General features: G+C 69.4%; 15 protein-coding genes. 12 read left to right on the top strand and 3 right to left on the bottom strand.

What is annotated here, in order from left to right; genetic code table 11:
* Positions 1–153 precede the first annotated feature (153 nt).
* Positions 154–2100: an acetate--CoA ligase gene (acs, locus tag ACFXN1_RS07025; RefSeq protein ID WP_379435565.1), complete on the bottom strand. Its 1947-nt coding sequence runs from the start codon at positions 2098–2100 to the stop codon at positions 154–156.
* 327 nt (positions 2101–2427) lie between these two features.
* Here acs and ACFXN1_RS07030 point away from each other — a divergent pair, with 327 nt between their 5' ends.
* The 5 genes from ACFXN1_RS07030 to ACFXN1_RS07050 are packed head-to-tail and all read left to right on the top strand — an operon-like array spanning position 2428 to position 8427.
* Entirely contained in the window at positions 2428–4032 is a 1605-nt protein-coding gene (locus tag ACFXN1_RS07030) for an ABC transporter substrate-binding protein (RefSeq protein ID WP_379393424.1), read from the top strand.
* A 6-nt stretch (positions 4033–4038) separates the two neighbouring features.
* Positions 4039–4965 (top strand): ABC transporter permease, encoded by a 927-nt coding sequence (locus ACFXN1_RS07035; protein WP_354831564.1) that lies wholly within the window; start codon positions 4039–4041, stop codon positions 4963–4965.
* The gene (locus ACFXN1_RS07040) at positions 4958–5935 is read left to right on the top strand and encodes an ABC transporter permease (protein WP_379435564.1); all 978 of its coding nucleotides are present in this window, start codon (positions 4958–4960) and stop codon (positions 5933–5935) included. Before ACFXN1_RS07035 ends, ACFXN1_RS07040 begins: the two co-directional genes overlap by 8 nt.
* 5 nt (positions 5936–5940) lie before the next feature.
* On the top strand, positions 5941–7629 hold the full coding sequence (locus ACFXN1_RS07045) for a dipeptide ABC transporter ATP-binding protein (protein ID WP_379435562.1): 1689 nt from the start codon (positions 5941–5943) through the stop codon (positions 7627–7629).
* A gap of 51 nt (positions 7630–7680) precedes the next feature.
* Positions 7681–8427 carry an oxidoreductase gene (locus ACFXN1_RS07050; RefSeq protein ID WP_379393431.1) on the top strand — a complete coding sequence of 249 codons (747 nt, stop codon included), beginning with the start codon at positions 7681–7683 and terminating at the stop codon, positions 8425–8427.
* 466 nt (positions 8428–8893) lie between these two features.
* Here the strand turns inward: ACFXN1_RS07050 and ACFXN1_RS07055 are convergent, their stop codons facing one another.
* Positions 8894–9694 (bottom strand): HAD family hydrolase, encoded by an 801-nt coding sequence (locus ACFXN1_RS07055; RefSeq protein ID WP_379391106.1) that lies wholly within the window; start codon positions 9692–9694, stop codon positions 8894–8896.
* A 391-nt stretch (positions 9695–10085) separates the two neighbouring features.
* Here ACFXN1_RS07055 and ssd point away from each other — a divergent pair, with 391 nt between their 5' ends.
* From ssd to ACFXN1_RS07090, 7 genes are all read left to right on the top strand, one after another.
* Positions 10086–11534, top strand: a complete 1449-nt coding sequence (gene ssd, locus ACFXN1_RS07060; RefSeq protein WP_379435560.1) for a septum site-determining protein Ssd — start codon at positions 10086–10088, stop codon at positions 11532–11534.
* Positions 11531–12727 carry a TadA family conjugal transfer-associated ATPase gene (locus tag ACFXN1_RS07065; RefSeq protein WP_379435559.1) on the top strand — a complete coding sequence of 399 codons (1197 nt, stop codon included), beginning with the start codon at positions 11531–11533 and terminating at the stop codon, positions 12725–12727. Before ssd ends, ACFXN1_RS07065 begins: the two co-directional genes overlap by 4 nt.
* Positions 12728–12961: 234 nt before the next feature.
* Positions 12962–13774 carry a type II secretion system F family protein gene (locus ACFXN1_RS07070; protein WP_379435557.1) on the top strand — a complete coding sequence of 271 codons (813 nt, stop codon included), beginning with the start codon at positions 12962–12964 and terminating at the stop codon, positions 13772–13774.
* Complete coding sequence (locus ACFXN1_RS07075) at positions 13771–14370, top strand: type II secretion system F family protein (protein WP_379435556.1); 600 nt, start codon at positions 13771–13773, stop codon at positions 14368–14370. The genes ACFXN1_RS07070 and ACFXN1_RS07075 overlap by 4 nt, the downstream gene beginning before the upstream one ends.
* A 72-nt stretch (positions 14371–14442) precedes the next feature.
* On the top strand, positions 14443–14658 hold the full coding sequence (locus ACFXN1_RS07080) for a DUF4244 domain-containing protein (RefSeq protein WP_379393439.1): 216 nt from the start codon (positions 14443–14445) through the stop codon (positions 14656–14658).
* Positions 14659–14693: 35 nt separating this feature from the next.
* Positions 14694–15008: a TadE family type IV pilus minor pilin gene (locus ACFXN1_RS07085; RefSeq protein ID WP_379435579.1), complete on the top strand. Its 315-nt coding sequence runs from the start codon at positions 14694–14696 to the stop codon at positions 15006–15008.
* Positions 15005–15382 (top strand): Rv3654c family TadE-like protein, encoded by a 378-nt coding sequence (locus ACFXN1_RS07090; protein ID WP_379393441.1) that lies wholly within the window; start codon positions 15005–15007, stop codon positions 15380–15382. The genes ACFXN1_RS07085 and ACFXN1_RS07090 overlap by 4 nt, the downstream gene beginning before the upstream one ends.
* Before the next feature lie 353 nt (positions 15383–15735).
* On the opposite strand, the gene ACFXN1_RS07095 is transcribed toward ACFXN1_RS07090, so the two are convergent.
* On the bottom strand, positions 15736–18132 hold the full coding sequence (locus ACFXN1_RS07095) for a DEAD/DEAH box helicase (protein WP_379435554.1): 2397 nt from the start codon (positions 18130–18132) through the stop codon (positions 15736–15738).
* Positions 18133–18396: the final 264 nt, after the last annotated feature.

The following is an 18396-nucleotide window of genomic DNA, read 5'->3' on the forward strand; positions in this document are numbered from 1 at the left end:
CTCAGGGGACGGAGGACAAAACCGAATGCCAACAGGCTTTCCTGGCACCTTTTTGGCGAAGTTTTAATGTTTTGCCGGGAATTTTTGGACCCCCCCACCCCCGAGGCGCCCCCCTGCTCGCAGACCGGGGGCCCGCTCGCGGAGTCTGCCCGTTTACGCCTTGCCGGCGCGGATGGATTCGAACACGTTGGGGTCCACCAGGGTTGAGGTGTCACCCAGTTCGCGGCCCTCGGCCACGTCGCGCAGCAGGCGGCGCATGATCTTGCCCGAACGCGTCTTCGGCAGCTCCGGCACCACGTGGATCTCGCGCGGGCGGGCGATGGGGGAGATCTCCCGGGAGACCTCGGCCTTGAGTTCGGTGATCAGGTCCGCGCCGGTGTCGGTGGCCTCGGCGGTGAGGATCACGAACGCCACGATGCCCTGGCCGGTGGTCTCGTCGGACGCGCCGACCACGGCCGCCTCCGCGACGCCGGAGTGGCCCACCAGCGCGGACTCCACCTCGGCGGTCGAGATGCGGTGGCCGGACACGTTCATGACGTCGTCGACGCGACCGAGCACCCACAGGTCCCCGTCGGTGTCGAGCTTGGCGCCGTCACCCGCGAAGTACCAGCCCTTCTCGGCGTACCGCGACCAGTAGGTGTCCTTGTACCGCTCGTTGTCGCCCCAGATGCCACGCAGCATGGCCGGCCACGGCTCGTCGAGCACCAGGTACCCGTTGGCCTCGGTCTCGCCCAGGGAGACCGGATTGCCTTCCTCGTCAACGACTTTCGCGGAGATGCCCGGCAGCGGGGTCATGGCCGCACCCGGCTTGGCCGCGGCGACGCCCGGCAGCGGCGAGATCATGATGGCACCGGTCTCGGTCTGCCACCAGGTGTCCACGATGGGAGTCCGGTTGCCGCCCACCACATCCCGGTACCAGCGCCAGGCCTCGGGGTTGATCGGCTCGCCCACCGAACCCAGCAGCCGCAGGCTGGACAGGTCGTGCGAATCCGGGATCTCACGGCCCCACTTCATGAACGTTCGCACCAGCGTCGGCGCCGTGTAATAGATGGTGACGCCGTACTTTTCGATGATCTGCCAGTGCCGGTGCTCGTCGGGGAAGTTCGGGGTGCCCTCGTAGACGACCTCGGTGGCGCCATTGGCCAGCGGGCCGTACACGATGTAGCTGTGCCCGGTCACCCAGCCGATGTCGGCGGTGCACCAGTACACGTCGCGACCGGGCTTGTGGTCGAAGACGTGGTGGTGGGTGTAGGCGGCCTGGGTCAGGTAGCCGCCGGAGGTGTGCAGGATGCCCTTGGGCTTTCCGGTGGTGCCGGAGGTGTAGAGGATGAACAGCGGGTGCTCGGCGTCGAAGGCCTGCGCCTCGTGCTCGGGAGAGCCGAGCGCGACGGTCTCGTCCCACCACAGGTCGCGGCCCTCGGTCATCGCGGTCTCGATGCCGGTGCGGCGCACCACGAGTACGTGCTCGACGGTCGAATCACCCTCGGCGAGAGCCTCGTCCACGGCCGCCTTCAGCGGGGCCGGCTTGCCGCGCCGCCACTGGCCGTCGGTGGTGACGACCAGCTTGGCCGCGGCGTCGTCGACGCGCTGGCGCAGGGCGCTGGGGGAGAAGCCGGCGAAGACCACCGAGTGGGTCAGGCCCAGACGGGCGCAGGCCAGCATGGCCACGATGGCCTCGGGGATCATCGGCATGTAGATGGCGACCCGGTCACCCGCGGCCAGCCCCAGACCGGTGAAGTAGTTGGCGGCACGCGATACCTCGGCCAGCAGCTCGGCATAGGTGATGTCGCGGGAGTCGCCGGGCTCGCCCTCCCAGTGGATGGCGACCCGGTCGCCGTGCCCGTCGAGCACGTGCCGGTCCACGCAGTTGTAGGCGACATTGAGCTTGCCGTCGGCGAACCACTTGGCGAAGGGCGCATCGTCCCAGTCCAGCACCTGGGTGAAGGGCTGATGCCAGTGCAGGCGCCGAGCCTGCTCGGCCCAGAACCCGTCGCGGTCGGCTTGGGCTCGAGCATAAAGAGAGGCGTCGCCGTTGGCGGCGGCCGCGAACTCAGCGCTGGGCGGATAGGCATCCAGGTGGTCGGCGGTGGTTTCGGTCATCTCGTCTCTTCTTCTCTCGCGTGCAGGCCGCGTGGGGGTGACGGCGGCCACGTTCGACCCTAACCGACTGTGACCTGCGTCGTGTTTGGCCGTCTCGATCGGTGGGCGGTCGTGACGAGGCTCCCATCGGCGGCATGACCGAACCGTGAACGCGAGGTCCCAACTGCTGTGCACTGTGTCACGTAGGGTCTCCCATTCGGATGCCCCATGTTGCCGGATTGCTAACAAGCCGAACATTCCCGTTTCGATCGGCTGACAACATCGACCGCGATCGTTAATGTCCGATTCACCCCGAGGCCGACCGTTTCCTGGGATGGGAGAAACGCGTTGCGAATCAAGACGATCACCGCGCTCGCCGTGGCGGCACTGGCCACAAGCCTCAGCCTGACCGCATGCTCCTCCGGTGAGGACAACAATTCCGACTACGTCACCGTGAACGGCGCCGAACCACAGAATCCGTTGGTGCCCACCAATACCAACGAGAACATGGGCGGCCGCGTGGTCGACCGGCTCTGGGCGGGGCTGAAGTACTACGACGCCAACGGCACTCCGCACGACGAGATGGCGCAGTCCATCGTCACGCCGGACCGCCAGCACTACACCATCACCATCAAGCCGGACTGGACGTTCACCGACGGCACCGCGGTGACCTCGAAATCCTTTGTGGACGCGTGGAATTACGGCGCCCTGGGCACCAACGCTCAGCTGCAGAACTGGGTCTTCACCCCCATCGTCGGCTACGACGACGTCGCGGCGAATCCGCCCAAGGCGCAGACCATGTCGGGCCTGAAGGTGGTCGACGACCACACCTTCACGGTCGACCTCAAACAGCCGTCCATCGACTTCGAGCTGGAACTCGGCTTCGCGCCGTTCTATCCGCTGCCCGCCGTGGCCTACAAGGACATGAAGGCCTTCGGCGAGAACCCGATCGGCAACGGCCCCTACAAGTTCGCCGGTGCCGGTGCCTGGCAGCACAATGTGCAGATCGACGTGGTGCCCAACCCGGACTACAAGGGCGGGCGGCCCGCCAAGAACAAGGGCCTGCGTTTCAAGATGTACGCGAACATGGACACCGCGTACGCCGACCTGCTCCAGGGCAATCTGGACGGCCTGGACGTGATCCCGGATACCGCGCTGGCCACCTACGAGAAGGACCTGGGCGACCGGGCCATCCACAAGCCCATCGCTTACAGCCAGCACATCGGCATCCAGCCCAATGTCGCCCATTTCTCCGGACCGGAAGGAGTGTTGCGGCGCAAGGCGATTTCGATGGCCATCAACCGGGAACAGATCGCCGCCAACATCTTCCACAACACCCGCGTCCCCTGCCAGGACTTCACCGCCTTCACCCTGCCCGGGTTCCGCGCCGGCCTGCCGGGTTCCGAAGTGCTGAAGTTCAATCCGGACGAGGCCAAGAAGCTGTGGGCGCAGGCCGACGCCATCTCGCCGTGGTCGGGCACCTTCCAGATCGCCTACAACTCCGACGGCGGTCATCAGGCCTGGATCGAGGCCACCGCGAACAGCATCAAGAACACCCTCGGCATCGACGCGGTCGGCGCGCCTTACCCGACGTTCAAGAACATTCGCGACGAGATCGTGCACGAGAACGTGGGCAAGGCGTTCCGCTACGGCTGGCAGGGCGACTACCCGTCCATGTTCGAATACCTGACCGCGCTGTTCCTGAGCACCTCGGAAACCAATGACGTGCACTACAAGAGCCCGGAATTCGACCGGCTGCTCAACACCGCCCTCGCCGCCGCCACACCCGAACAGGCGTATGACGGCATCGCGCAGGCGCAGACCGTGCTGTTCCGGGACATGGCCGATATCCCGATCTTCGACTACAACGTCGCGGCCGGGCGCTCGGACAAGGTGAAGCAGGCGCCCGTGTCCTGGTCGGGGCTGTTCGACTTCGAGAACATCGAGAAGTAGCCCGGCATGGTGTGGTACGTCGTGCGGCGGCTGCTCCAGATGATCCCGGTCTTCTTCGGGGCGACGCTGCTCATCTACGCGATGGTCTTCCTGATCCCCGGCGACCCCATCCAGGCGCTCGCCGGGGACCGGCAGATGACCCCGGCGGTGGAGGCGTCCCTGCGCGCCCGCTACCACCTGGATCAGCCGTTCTTCATCCAATACCTGGAGTACCTGAAAGGCATTGTCACGCTGGACTTCGGGACGTCCTTCTCGGGGCGGCCGGTACGCGAGGAGCTCGCCCGCGCGTTCCCGATCACCTTCCGGCTGTCCGTCATGGCGGTCTGCATCGAGGCGGTCTTCGGCGTGACGTTCGGGCTGATCGCGGGGCTGCGCAAGGGCAAGCTCTTCGACTCCACCATGCTGGTGCTCAGCCTGGTGATCATCGCGGTGCCGATCTTCGTGGTGGGCTTCCTCGCGCAGTTCCTGCTCGGCGTGAAGTGGGGCATCGCACCGGTGACCGTCGGGGCGAAGGCGAGCTTCACGGATCTGCTGGTACCGGCGTTCGTGCTCGCGTCGCTGTCGTTCGCCTACGTGTTGCGGCTGACCCGGAACGCGGTGGCGGAGAACATGACCGCCGACTTCGTGCGCACCGCCACCGCCAAGGGACTGAGCCGCAGGCGGGTGATCGTGGTGCACATCCTGCGCAACTCGATGATCCCGGTGGTCACCTTCCTCGGCACCGATCTGGGCTTCCTGCTCGGCGGCGCGGTGGTCACCGAGGGCATCTTCAATATCCCGGGCGTCGGCGGCACGCTCTACCAGGCCATTACGCGCGGGGAACCGCCCACGGTGGTGGCCTTCGTGACGGTGCTGATCGTGATCCTGTTGCTGTCCAACCTGATCGTCGACCTGCTCTACGCCGCCCTCGACCCGAGGATCCGCTATGCCTGAACCCGAGGCCCGCGACAGCCGGCAACCCGCGGTCCGCGAAATGCGCTGTGGCCAGGAGCATTTCGTGGCGCCGCCGGACGAGGTCCAGGTCCTGGCCACCGACACCCTGGACGAGACCACCGCCCCCACCAACGTGTGGCGGGACGCCTGGCGGCAGCTGCGGCGCAATCCCATCTTCCTCGCGGCGGCGGTGCTGATCGTGCTGGTGGTGCTGGTCGCCGTGTGGCCGCAGCTGTTCACCAGCCAGGATCCGCGCTACTGCAACGGCGATTTCAGCATGCAGAAGCCGTCCGGGGCGCACTGGTTCGGTTTCGACAAGCAGGGCTGCGACATCTACGCCCGCACCATCTACGGCGCCCGCGCCTCGGTGGTGACCGGTGTCGGCGCGACGCTGATGTACGTACTCATCGGCGGCACCGTGGGTGCGATCGCCGGATACTATGGCGGGCTGCTGGATTCGGTGGTATCGCGGATCTCGGAGGTGTTCTACGCGCTGCCGCTCATGCTGGCCTCCATCGTGCTCATGCAGCTGCTCGCCTCGCGCACGGTGTGGACGGTCATGCTCACGCTGGCCTCCTTCAGCTGGCCGCAGGCCGCGCGCATCGTGCGCGGCGCGGTGATCGAGTCGAAGAACAGCGAGTACGTCACGGCGGCAAAGGCCCTGGGCGTCTCCAGATTCCGGACGCTGGTGCGGCACGTGCTGCCCAACTCGGCCGGGCCGCTCATCGTGGTGAGCACCATCGCGCTGGGCGTCTTCATCGTCACCGAGGCGACGCTGTCGTATCTGGGCGTCGGGCTCACCCGCCAGACCGTGTCGTGGGGATCGGATATCGCCGTGGACCAGAAGGAGATTCGCACCTCGGCCATCCTGTTCTACCCGGCCACCGCGCTTGCGCTGACCGTGCTCAGCTTCATCATGCTCGGCGACGCCGTGCGCGACGCCTTCGACCCCAAGGCCCGCAAGAGGTGAGCGCCATGACCGAACCACTGCTCGAGGTCCGCGATCTGAACGTGGCCTTCACCGCCGACCGGCGCGAGATCCCGGCGGTGCGCGGGGTGAGCCTGACGGTGTATCCGGGGCAGACGGTCGCCATCGTCGGCGAATCGGGATCCGGCAAATCGACCACCGCGCACGCCATCATCGACCTGCTGCCCGGCACCGGCCGGATCACCTCCGGCTCGGTGCTCTTCGACGGCAAGGACCTGTCGAAGGCCACCGGCCGCGAGATCGTCGGAGTGCGCGGGCGCGGTATCGGCTTCGTACCGCAGGACCCCATGTCCAACCTGAACCCGGTGTGGAAGGTCGGATTCCAGATCCGGGAAACCCTGGAGGCCAATGGCGTTGCCAAGGGCCGGGCCGCCCGGCAGCGGGCCGTCGAACTGCTCGCCGAGGCCGGCATGCCCGATGCCGAACGCCGCGTCAACCAGTACCCCCACGAATTCTCCGGCGGGATGCGCCAGCGCGCGCTCATCGCCATCGGCCTGTCCTGCCGGCCGAAACTGCTCATCGCCGACGAACCCACCTCGGCGCTCGACGTCACCGTGCAGCGCCAGATCCTCGACCACCTCGACGGCCTGACCACCGAACTCGGCACCGCGGTCCTGCTCATCACCCACGACCTGGGCCTGGCCGCCGAACGGGCCGAGCACCTGGTCGTCATGTACCGCGGCCGCGTGGTGGAATCCGGTCCGGCCCTGCAGATCCTGCGCGAACCACAGCACCTGTACACCAAGAAACTGGTGAACTCCGCGCCCTCACTGGCCTCGCAGCGGCTGTCCTCGGTGCGCAAGCGGGCCGAGGTCCGGGAGCAGGCCGTCCAGGTCGCCGGGCAGCTGGCCGAGACCGACGCCGAATTCGCCAGTGCCCCCGACCATCTGCTCGTCGCGGACCACCTCACGCGGGTGTTCCGCATTCGCGGCAACGCGCCGTGGCGATCCTCCGAACTCGTCGCGGTGGACGATGTCTCGTTCACCCTGCGGCGCGGCACCACCACCGCGATCGTCGGCGAATCCGGTTCGGGCAAATCCACGGTGGCACAGATGGTGCTGGGCCTGCTGCCGCCCACCGCCGGCCGCGTCACCTTCGACGGTCGCGAGGTGGCGACCCTGGATGCCAAGGCTGCCTTCGCTTTCCGCCGCCGCGTGCAACCCGTGTTCCAGGACCCGTACGGGTCCCTCGACCCGATGTACTCCATCTACCGGACCATCGAGGAGCCGCTGCGCACCCATCGCCTCGGCACCCCGGCCGAGCGCGAGGCCACCGTGCGCGACCTGCTCGACAAGGTCTCGCTCCCGGCCTCGGTCATGCGCCGCTACCCGAACGAGCTCTCCGGCGGCCAGCGCCAGCGGGTGGCCATCGCCCGGGCGCTGGCGCTCTCCCCGGAGCTGGTGGTCTGCGACGAGGCCGTCTCGGCCCTCGACGTGCTGGTGCAGGCTCAGATCCTGCAGCTGCTCAACGAACTACAGGCCGATCTCGGCCTCACCTACCTGTTCATCACCCACGACCTGGCCGTGGTCCGCCAGATCGCCGACGACGTCCTGGTCATGCAGCAGGGCAGGGTGGTCGAGGCCGCATCCACCACCGAGGTGTTCGACAATCCGCAGTGCGAATACACCCGCCGCCTCCTCGACGCCATCCCCGGTCGCGACCTGCTCGCGGGATGACCGACCGGGTGTCGGCGGCTGATCCGATACCCGGCAGTAGCCTCGTACCTCGTGACCGACCCGCTGCAGCCCCTCGTCGACCTGCCCGGCGTGCGCGATGCCGCCGACAAGGCCCGTGACGCCCTCGCCGAGGTGCATCGCCACCGGGCGAACCGCCGCGGCTGGCCCACCACCGCCGCCGAGGCCGCCGTCCGTGCGGCCCGCTCCTCCGCCGCCATCGACGGCGGCACCATCGATCTCCCCGCCGACGGCCGCGTCGACGACCCGATCCTGGCCGGCTCGCTGCGCGTGGGCCAGGCCCTCGACGCCGAGGCCCTCACCAACCTGGTCGGCGTCTGGCAGCGCGCCCCGCTCCAGGCTCTCGCCCGCCTGCACCTGCTCGCCGCCGCCGACATGGTCGACGACGACCAGCAGCTGGGCCGCCCCCGCAATGTCCCCGGCGTCGCCGAACGCCTGGACCTGCTGGTCCAGACCATTACCAGTACGAAGGCCCCCGCCCCGGTGATCGCGGCCGTCGTCCACGGCGAACTGCTCTCCCTGCGGCCCTTCGGCACCGCCGACGGCATCGTCGCCCGGGCCGCCTCTCGCCTGGTCGCCGTGTCCAGTGGCCTGGACCCGCACAGCCTCGGCGTCCCCGAAGTCTTCTGGCTCCGCCGCCGGCAGGCCTACCTCGACGCCGCGGCCGCCTTCGGCATGGGAACCGCGGAGGGCGTCGGCGGCTGGGTGATCTTCACCTGTGGCGCCCTCGAGGACGGCGCCCGCGAGGCCCGCTCGATCGCGGACGCCGCTTCGGGGTAAGCCCCCTGATCACGAAACTGCCTGTACGCCAAGGGTTCCCGGGGTCCATACACGTCAAAGCGGGCGGCGTTGTCGCGAATTGCGACCTCACCGCCCGCTAGCACGGACTACCCGGTTACCAAGCGTGCTTTTCTGGTTGTGTTTTCTTCGGCCTCGGCGAGCTCTCCAGGATCCAGCGGTTCATCCCCGCATTGATTGCGAGGCCCTTGCCGTCGATATCCTGGATAACGCAGGCCCACAACTACTGTTGCCCTTGTCGCGGCGTGCTCCGCGTGGGTGCCTGGTGTCCGTGCTGGGAAGGGTGGGATGGGAGGTCGAATCTTCTCTTCCGATCCGATCTTGGCCTTCCGTCCTTCCGTGCCTCCATTGTTACCCCGTGACCGCCATCACATCAAGACCTGGGGAAACTTTCGAAAACTCGGCGTGTCCCGCCATTTTTCATCCGGGCGATTCCAGCGGGTCGGCGTCAGCGGCGGCGCCGCAGCAGCCGGTAGGTGAGCGCTCCGGCGGCCAGCGCGCTGAGCCCGACCGCGGCGGTCGCGGCCACCGTGGTGGTGGTCGGAGCCGGGATCCGCGCCCACAGCGACACCGGATTGGAGAAGGCGAGAATCGGCCAGCCACGGGTGGTGGCCTCGCGCCGCAGGCCCCGATCCGGATTCACCGCCGTGGGGTGGCCCACCACCTCGAGCATGGGCAGATCGGTGACCGAGTCGGAGTAGGCGTAACAGCGCGACAGGTCGTAATCGTATTGTGCCGCAAGCTTTTCGATGGCCTCGACCTTCCCCGGGCCGTAGCAGTAGAACTCGACTTCGCCCGCGTACCTGCCGTTTTCGATGACCATGCGGGTGGCGGCGAAGTGGTCCGCGCCCAGCGCCGCGGCGATCGGGGCCACCATCTCCTCGCCGGAGGCGGAGACGATCACCACGTCGTGGCCTCGAATCCGGTGGTCCGCAATGAGATCCGCGGCCTCGGCGTAGATGAGCGGGTCCACGATGTCGTGCAGGGTCTCGGCGACGATCGAGCGCACCTGGTCCACATCCCAGCCCGCGCACATCTTGGTCAGATGCTCGCGCATGCGCTCCATCTGATCGTGATCGGCGCCGGACAGCAGGAACAGGAAGTGGGCGTAGCTGCTCTCCAGCACGGCCCGCCGGCTGAGCAGTCCCTGGTCAAGGAACGGCTTGCTGAACACGAAGGCGCTCGACCTGGCGATCACCGTCTTGTCGAGATCGAAGAAGGCGGCGACTCGTCCGCGTTCGGCTGTCACGTCGTCCAGGATATGGTTCTGCACTGCGCCATTTCATTCGCCTCCGCCGCAGGCGTGGCGAGGGTCACTGCGAGACCCGGTTCATCCGGGTTAGCCAGGGGGAAGCCGGGCCGTCGGGGCGGGAAAAAGACTCGCCGGGCGGACTTGCAATCCGGTCGGGGCTTGGGTGTAGTATCGCAGATACCTGGACATGGTCCAGGCGCGTTCAGCCCGACCCCCCGGGGCTGAACCCGACGGCCCCAGCCTCCTCCCCCCCCGGCTGGGGCCGTCCTCTATTTACGGACAGTTCCGGATCCGTTCCCGCTCCCTGAGTTCTGCACAGGCCGCGTGTTATCCACACTCGCCGTGGAGGCGCTTTCGCCGCTGCTCCGATCGGGCGACGCTGACCTGCATGAACTCCGATGCCGCCACCCCACCGGCCCTGTCGCTGGTCGCCGATCCCCGCCTGCGCGACGAGATTCGCCGCATCGCCGCCGCGGCCGACCGCCCGCTCGACGAGCGCGTGCCGCCGCCGGGCCGCCACGCCTGGACCAATGCGTCCGTGATCATCGTCGATACCGCTGCCGCACATAGCTGTGCGTCCGCCGCCCACCCGCGCCGCCAGGGAATTCTCCTGGTGACCGATGGCGAGCCCGGTTTGCTCGATTGGCAGGCCGCCACCGCGGCCGGTGCCGAACAGGTGCTGCCCCTGCCCGCCGCCGCGGACGCCCTGATCGCTGCCTTCGCCGCCCACGACCGCCGGCGCCCCGGTGACGGCGCGGTCCTCGCGGTGGCCGGCGCGGGCGCGGGATCCGGCGCCTCCGTCCTGGCCGCCGCCGTAGCCCTCACGGCCGCAGGCCGTTTCCGCGACCGCACCCTGCTGGTCGACTGCGCTCCCTACGGCGGCGGCCTCGACCTCCTCCTCGGCCTGGAGCGGGCGCCGGGGCTGCGCTGGCCCGACCTCACCATCGAACACGGCCGCGTTTCCGCCCCCGCTCTGCACGAGGCGCTGCCCGCCACTGCGGGGTTGGCCGTGCTCTCTTGCGGAAGAGGCGCTCCCACAACCGAACTCGGCGCGCTCTCGCCAAGCGCGGACCCGATTGCCCCCGGGCACAGCTCCGTCGGCGGTGCCGCTTCCCACGCGCAGCCCGTACCGATGCTTCATCCCGCCCTGCTTTGTTCGGACGGAACCTCCTCGCTCGCAACGGACCTCGACCGGCCTTCGTCTTGCGTGGTCGATCGCGGCGTCGCTGTCTTCAGTCCGCAGGCGCTCTCCGGTGCAACCGGTGATCATGCGGTCGAGTTGAGCCGTGCCGACGGATCGGTGGCGGCGGCACTCGCGCCCGCGGCGGTGCGAGCCGTCCTCGAGGGCGGCCGGGCGGCCGGTGATCTCGTGGTCGCGGACCTGTCCAGCGACCACGGACCGCACACCGACCAGGTTCTCGATGTGGCCGATCTGGTGGTGCTGGTGACCCAGGCACGCCTGCGCTCGATCGCCGCGGCCGAATCCGCCGCGGCCTACCTGACCGCGCGAAATCCGAATGTGCGCTTGATCGTCCGGGGCCCCGCGCCCGGTGGCCTCGCCCCGTCCGATATCGCCGAGGCGCTCGCTCTGCCGCTGCTCACCGCGGTCCCGTCACAGCCGGGCCTGACCGAGCGCCTGGAACGCGGGGGCCTGACCGTCCGGCGGCGCGGTCCGCTTCGCACTGCCGCCGAAACCGCTTTGACCGCACTGTTTTCCGAGAGTCCCCGCTACGGCCGGCCTCCCGGCGGCCCGGGTCCCTCGTGGTGGCGCATCGCCCGCGCGCACGGTTCGACCTGCGGTTCTCCACTGCCGGAACCTGCCGGAGCCCGGAAATGAGTGAGCTGGTGACGACCGAGCTGCTGGAGCGGGTGCGGGAGCGGCTGGCGGAAGGGGCGGCGGATCCGGATCCGGCGCGGGTGGCGGCGGCCATTCGGGCCGAGGCGGGCGGGGTGCTCGCGGACACGGATCTGTTGCGGGCCTTGCGATTGCTGCAGACCGAGATGACCGGCGCGGGTGTGCTGGAGCCGCTGCTGCACGACCCCGAGGTGGCCGATGTACTGGTCACCGGGCCGGATTCGGTGTGGGTCGATCGGGGGCGGGGCCTGCGGCGTACCTCGGTGCGGTTTCCGGACGAGGCGGCGGTGCGGCGGCTGGCGCAGCGATTGGCCCTGGCAGCCGGGCGGCGGCTGGATGATGCGCAGCCGTGGGTGGACGGACGGCTGGCGGGAACCGAAGCGGCATCGGGGGATTCCTTCGGGGTGCGGTTGCATGCGGTGCTGTCGCCGATCGCACACGGCGGCACCTGCCTGTCGCTGCGCGTGCTGCGCCCCGCCACCCAGGGTCTGGACGCGCTGGCCGCGGCCGGTGCGGTGCCACCGGACGCGAAGCTCCTGCTGGAGCGCATCATTCGTGCCCGGCTCGCCTTCCTGGTGGTCGGTGGCACCGGCGCGGGGAAGACCACACTGCTGTCGGGCCTGCTGGCCAAGGTGGCCCCCGCCGAGCGGATCGTCTGCGTCGAGGACGCGGCCGAGCTCGCGCCACCGCATCCGCATGTGGTCCGCCTGGTCGCCCGCCCCGCCAATGTCGAGGGCGCGGGCCGGGTCACCGTGCGTGATCTGGTGCGCCAGGCGCTCCGTATGCGCCCGGATCGCATTGTGGTGGGGGAGGTTCGGGGCGCCGAGGTCGTCGATCTGCTGACCGCGCTCAATACCGGCCACGACGGTGGGGCGGGGACCGTGCACGCCAACTCGCCCGGCGAGGTACCGGCCCGGCTGGAGGCGCTCGCGGCCCTGGGCGGTATGCCCGCGCCCGCCCTGCACAGCCAGCTGGCCGCCGCGATCCAGGTGATCCTGCACGTCCACCGCCGGCCCGACGGCCGTCGCGCGCTCCGCGAAATCGGCGTGGTCACCCCGGTCGACGGCCGGGTGCGGATCGCACCCGCATGGACCGCCGACACCCGTCCGACCCCGGGCGCTGTGCTCCTCAGGAAACTCTTCGACGAAAGGACTCCAGATGATACCCGCGAGTGAAGACTGCACGGGCTCGTGCGGTTGCCCTCGGCCCCGGTCGAATTCGCCGTTCCACGGTTCGATTCCGCCCTCCACTGCCGACTCGGATCGGTTGTGCTGCAATCCTTTCGGGCTGCGTAGCTCGCGGTTCGCGGGATTGCGGCTGGCGTGGCGCGATGGTGGTTGCCAGCCGAGTGTCACCGATTCGGTTGGCGCCGAAGATGATCCGGGCACGAAGCAGTCCGGAGGTGACTGATGGGATTCGGCTTCGGCCCGCACGCGCTCGCATCGGTCTGCCTCGCGCTGGCGCTGCTCGTGGTGCCTCCGCCGATGGCTCGGCGGCGCATGTCTCGGCTGTTCAAGTTTCGTGAGTGCGGGCGAAAGGCCAGGCGCAGCTGGATGATTCGCATTGCGCCGTTGTCGGCGGTGCCCCTGATGCTCTTCATCGGCCCCGGTCCGGTGGTGGCCGCGGTACTGCTGGCGGCCACCGTCCTGATTCGGTGCCGCCGCATGAGGCGAGAACGGCAGCGGGGCATCGAGATCGCACAGCTGCTCGAGGGGCTGGAGGCGGTAGTCGGGGAGCTGCGGATCGGCGCACATCCGAGCGCCGCGGCCCAGGTGGCGGCCCGCGAGACCGCGGGCGACGTGGCACGGGCCTTCGCGGTCAGCGCGGCGCGGAGCCGGTTGGGCGGGTCCGGCGCGGAGGGCCTGCGGCGTCACGGCTCGGTGGTGGCGCGGGAACTGTCCCGAGTGGCCGGGGCCTGGCGGGTGGCCGAGCGGCACGGGCTCGCCCTGGCCGAGCTGCTGGCCACCGCGCGTTCGGATCTGCTGGGCCGCAAGCGCTTCCGCGACCGCACGTCCGCGGCGCTGGCCGGGGCCCGGGCGACCGCCGTGGTGCTGGCCCTGCTGCCCCTGCTCGGCCTCGGCCTGGGCGAGCTGATGGGTGCGTCCCCGCTGCGTGTGCTGTTGCTGTCCCCGGCGGGCACGCTGCTGCTGCCCCTGGGGTCCGCCCTGACCTGCGCCGGTCTGCTGTGGGCCGATGCCATCACCGACAAGGTGCTGCGATGACTCCGTCCGTGGCCGCGGTGCTGGCCGCTATCGCGGTGCTCATGCTGCCGGGCCGGACCGGTGCGGTCCGCAGGCTGCGCCGACTGCAGGACCCGGTGCACGGTAATCCACTGCCGCAACCGGAGTTCCGGGCCGAGCCGGATCCGCTCGGGGTCGCCTCCGCCCTCGATCTGCTGGCGGCGTGCCTGCGCGCCGGGCTGCCCACCGCCGCCGCTGCCGCGGCGGTCGCATCCGAGGCTCCCGATCCACTGGCCTCTGCTCTGCGCCGGGTTGCCGACCTGCTGGCGCTGGGCGCGGATCCGGCCACCGCGTGGGAGCAGGCCACGGCCGGCTCCGCCGAGGAGACGGTGACGGCGCTGGCGCGGCTGGCCCGCCGCTCGGCGCGCTCGGGAACCGGATTGGCCACGGCCGTGGCCGAATTGGCGGAGCGCCGCCGGGGCGAGCTCGAGGATGTGGCCGCGGCCCGTGCCGAGCGGGCCGGGGTGCTGATCGGCGGCCCGCTCGGCCTCTGCTTCCTGCCCGCCTTCCTGTGCCTGGGAATCGTCCCGGTGGTGATCGGTCTGGCGGGCCGGGTGCTGGAAGGCGGTCTGCTGTGACCGCCGGGGGCCGCGAGGTTCACGACTGTGCCGGTGCGGATCCGCCGTGCCGGGGTGAGGGAAGGAGCGAGCATGGGAACGACCGTTCGAAACCTGCTCTGGGGACTGCGGACCCGGCTGCTGCACGCCGTGACCGCGGACCACGGGATGAGCACCGCCGAATACGCGATCGGGACGATCGCGGCCGCCGCCTTCGGGGCGGTGCTGTACACCGTCGTCACCGGAGACAGCATTGTGAGCGCCCTGACCAACATCATCGACAAGGCGCTGAAGACTCCCGTCAAGTGACGTATGCCACACCACCTCACCATGCCGAGGCGGGCATGGCGACCGTGGAGGCGGCCATAGCGCTGGCCGCCCTCGTCGCGGTCCTGGTCCTGGGCGTCGGCGCCCTGCTGGCGGTATCGGCGCAGGTGCGTTGTGTCGATGCCGCCCGCGAGGCGGCCCGTCTCGCGGCTCGCGGTGACACCGACGTCGCAGTCGCCACCGCCCGCCGGGTCGCACCGCCCGGTGCCCGGGTCGTCGTCCGCACCGAGGGTGACCTGGTCGTGGCCGAGGTGAGTGCCCGCGCCACCCTTGTTCCGGTCACCCTGCACGCGGCGGCGGTGGCGGCGCGGGAACCCGGAGCATCCCGATGAGGCGCACGACCGTGGATCGGTCCGGGAGCGAGGCGGGTGGCGTGACCGTCACCGCGTGCCTGGCCCTGGTCGGCCTGCTGGCGGTCGCGGTCCTGATTGCCCAGGTCGGAGTGGCGGTGGCGGCCCGGCACCGGGTGCAGGCCGCCGCGGATCTGAGTGCGCTGGCCGCGGCCGGTGCGCTGGATGGCGGCGTCTCCGCCGCGTGCGGCCGGGCCGCGGACGTCGCCGGCCGGATGGGCGTGCGACCGGCCGGATGCGTGGTGCTGGGCTGGGACGTGACGGTGACGGTTGCCGGGCGGGTATCGCTGGGCCCGCTGGGGGAGCGGGATGTGCGCGCGGCCGCGCGGGCGGGCCCGGCGGACGAGCCGAGGTAGCGAGGCAATATCTCGTACCGAGCGGTTGGTTATAAATGTGATGGCGCGGGCCACATCGATGGTCGATCAATGTCGAAATTCGATGAATGCGAGAGGTGAATAGATTGGGTATCGATTGCTTTCCAATTCGTTCCCGGAGACTCATTCGAATGAATGCACAGGTAAATCCGGGAGCGACATTATCGAACGGAGCAATCCCGCAGTTAACAGGATAGCATCCCTTTTTAATCGACTTGGGTGTCCGGCGTGTCGCGGCCACCCCTCAGCATCCGGATTCCGCCCGATATCAGCCAGCTGACAAGGCCGACCGGTTGGTCGTGTGGCGCTCCGGTCTCACGGCGGAGACGGCCGTGTCACGGTTCGGGAGAGCGGTCGTCATCTTCCCCGAGTTCGGCCAGTACCGCCCGCAGTAGCCGGGCCGCACCGGCCTTGTCCAGCGGGTTGTTGCCGTTGCCGCACTTGGGTGACTGCACGCAGGACGGGCACCCGTGCGCGCACGCGCAGGACTCGATGGCGCCCAGCGTGGCCGTCAGCCAGTGCCGCAGCCGGACGAAGCCACGCTCGGCGAAGCCCGCCCCGCCCGGATGCCCGTCGTAGACGAAGACCGTGGGCAGCCCGGTATCAGCGTGTTCGGCGGTCGACACGCCGCCGATATCCCACCGATCGCAGGTCGCCACCAGCGGCAGCATGCCGATCGCGGCGTGTTCGGCCGCGTGCAGCGCGCCCGCGGCGTGTCGGGCGTCGATCCCGGCCCGGGCCAGCAGGTCCGGCGTGACCGTGTAGAACACGGCCCGGGTGGGCAGCGTCTGCGCCGGCAGGTCCAGCGGCACCAGGTCCAGCACCTCGCCGCTGGGCAGCCGGCGCAGGTACGCGACCACCTGCCGGGTCACCAGTACCTGCGCCAAAGCCGTTGTGACCGAGCCGCATCGGCGCTCCTCGGTCACCGCCTCGATCTCCAGCGAGGTGACCACCCGCGCACTGGTGCTCCACCCCGGTGTGTCGGCGTGCACCAGGGCGACGCCCTCCTCGAGGTCCAGCTCGTCGACCACGTAGCTCTCCCCCTGATGCAGGTGCACCGCGCCCGGATGCAGGGTGGCCGGAGCGCGCCCGGCGTCGGTGGTGCCCAGCATGCGGCCCGACTCGCCGTCCACCACCGCCACCGCCGTGCCGATGCCGCCGCGCACGTCCACCGCGTCGTGCGGATGTGCGTCGGCGGTCACGAACCAGCGCGCCGACCCGTCCCGCGCCACGCCCGCGCGCCGCCGGATCAAACCCTGTTCGGCCAGGTCGGACAGCAGTTCCCAGGCCTGGAAGGCATGCACTTCCGCATCGCTGAGCGGCTGTTCCATGGCCGCGCACAGCAGATGCGGCCCGAGCACGTACGGGTTGTGCGGGTCGGTGATGGTGGCTTCCAGGGGCCGCCCGAGCAGCGCCTGCGGGTGATGCACGAGGTAGGTGTCCAGCGGGTCGTCCCGCGCGATGAGCAGCACCAGCGACCCCTGGGTGCGCCGCCCGGCGCGCCCGGCCTGCTGCCAGAACGAGGCGACCGTCCCCGGATATCCCGCCACCACAACGGCATCCAGCCCGGCGATATCCACGCCCAGTTCCAGGGCATTCGTGGTGGCCGCGCCCAGCAGCGAGCCGTCCGAGAGCGCCGCCTCCAGCGCCCGCCGGTCCTCGGCCAGGTACCCGGCCCGATAGGCCGCGACACGCCCGGGGAGCTCGGCATCCACCTCCGCCAGCAGCCGCCGCGTGTCCATGGCGACCAGTTCGGCGCTGCGCCGCGACCGCACGAAGGTCAGCGTGCGTGCCCCCTCGACCACCAGATCCGCCATCACGGTGGCGGCCTCGGCCCCGGCCGAACGCCGCACCGCCGCACCGTTTTCCCCGGTCACGCCACTGCCGAGCAGCGGCGGCTCCCACAGCGCCACGGTCCGCGCGCCCTGCGGCGACCCGTCGTCGGTGACCGCGACACACGGTGCGCCGATCAGCTTTTCGGCGGTGGCCGCCGGATCGGCCGTGGTCGCCGAGCACAGCACGAAAACCGGATCCGCTCCGTAGCGCTCGGCGAGTCGCCGTAACCGGCGCAGCACCAGCGCCACGTGCGAGCCGAAAACCCCGCGATAGATATGACATTCGTCGACCACGATGTATTTGAGCTGACGCAACAATCGCGCCCACCGCTGATGAGACCGCAGCATTCCGACGTGCAGCATGTCCGGATTGGTGAACACCCATCGCGCGTGCGCCCGCACCCACTGCCGGATTTCCGCCGGCGTATCGCCGTCATACGGCGCGGGATGAATGGTGCGCAGCGGATCTTCGCTGGTCAGCTCGTTGACCATGCGCAGCTGATCGGCCCCCAGCGCTTTGGTCGGCGACAGATAGAGCGCCGTGGCCCGCGGATCCTGTTGCAGCGCGGTCAAAACCGGCAGCTGATACGCCAGCGATTTCCCGGACGCCGTCCCGGTCGACACCACCACGTGCCGCCCCGCCGCGGCCAATTCCGCGGCCCGGCTCTGGTGGCTCCACGGCTCCGCGACTCCGGCCGCCTGAACTGCGGCGATGACATCCGGAGATGTCCATTCGGGCCATTTCGTGATCTGCGCCGCGCGCGGCGGTAGCTCGCTGACATGGGTGAGTCGGGGGTCACCCGAAAGAGGGCTGTTAAGGACACGATTCAGCAACGATCTCCCGTAGCTGATGTCGCTGTTGTCTCCGGATCGACGCATCGGATCCCCGCCATTCATCGAAGCGTCACCGCGACACGCCCAATGGGTGCGAAACGTGTGTGCGCCCGCGGCCTCACCTGCCATTTCACTGCAGAGTAGCGACCTGCCTCACACCCCGTTTGCCAGATACTCGCTCTGTTATCCGGAAGCAAACCAACTTCAAGTACGGATTTGGGCATTATGCCCCTCACCTGCGCATTCGCAAGATCAACTTTTTTGCAAATTGTGGGTAACTCCGCTGTTGAATTCCCGGAAGACATGGTTCACTGGTTCCTGGTCGCA

Source organism: Nocardia sp. NPDC059154, from assembly GCF_042755705.1.
GTDB lineage: Bacteria > Actinomycetota > Actinomycetes > Mycobacteriales > Mycobacteriaceae > Nocardia.

Coding starts and splice junctions, on each gene's coding strand:
- acs (WP_379435565.1), bottom strand. CDS start 2,100: ATGACCGAAACCACCGCCGACCACCTGGATGCCTATCCGCCCAGCGCT.
- ACFXN1_RS07035 (WP_354831564.1), top strand. CDS start 4,039: ATGGTGTGGTACGTCGTGCGGCGGCTGCTCCAGATGATCCCGGTCTTC.
- ACFXN1_RS07040 (WP_379435564.1), top strand. CDS start 4,958: ATGCCTGAACCCGAGGCCCGCGACAGCCGGCAACCCGCGGTCCGCGAA.
- ACFXN1_RS07045 (WP_379435562.1), top strand. CDS start 5,941: ATGACCGAACCACTGCTCGAGGTCCGCGATCTGAACGTGGCCTTCACC.
- ssd (WP_379435560.1), top strand. CDS start 10,086: ATGAACTCCGATGCCGCCACCCCACCGGCCCTGTCGCTGGTCGCCGAT.
- ACFXN1_RS07065 (WP_379435559.1), top strand. CDS start 11,531: ATGAGTGAGCTGGTGACGACCGAGCTGCTGGAGCGGGTGCGGGAGCGG.
- ACFXN1_RS07070 (WP_379435557.1), top strand. CDS start 12,962: ATGGGATTCGGCTTCGGCCCGCACGCGCTCGCATCGGTCTGCCTCGCG.
- ACFXN1_RS07075 (WP_379435556.1), top strand. CDS start 13,771: ATGACTCCGTCCGTGGCCGCGGTGCTGGCCGCTATCGCGGTGCTCATG.
- ACFXN1_RS07080 (WP_379393439.1), top strand. CDS start 14,443: ATGGGAACGACCGTTCGAAACCTGCTCTGGGGACTGCGGACCCGGCTG.
- ACFXN1_RS07085 (WP_379435579.1), top strand. CDS start 14,694: ATGGCGACCGTGGAGGCGGCCATAGCGCTGGCCGCCCTCGTCGCGGTC.
- ACFXN1_RS07090 (WP_379393441.1), top strand. CDS start 15,005: ATGAGGCGCACGACCGTGGATCGGTCCGGGAGCGAGGCGGGTGGCGTG.
- ACFXN1_RS07095 (WP_379435554.1), bottom strand. CDS start 18,132: ATGAATGGCGGGGATCCGATGCGTCGATCCGGAGACAACAGCGACATC.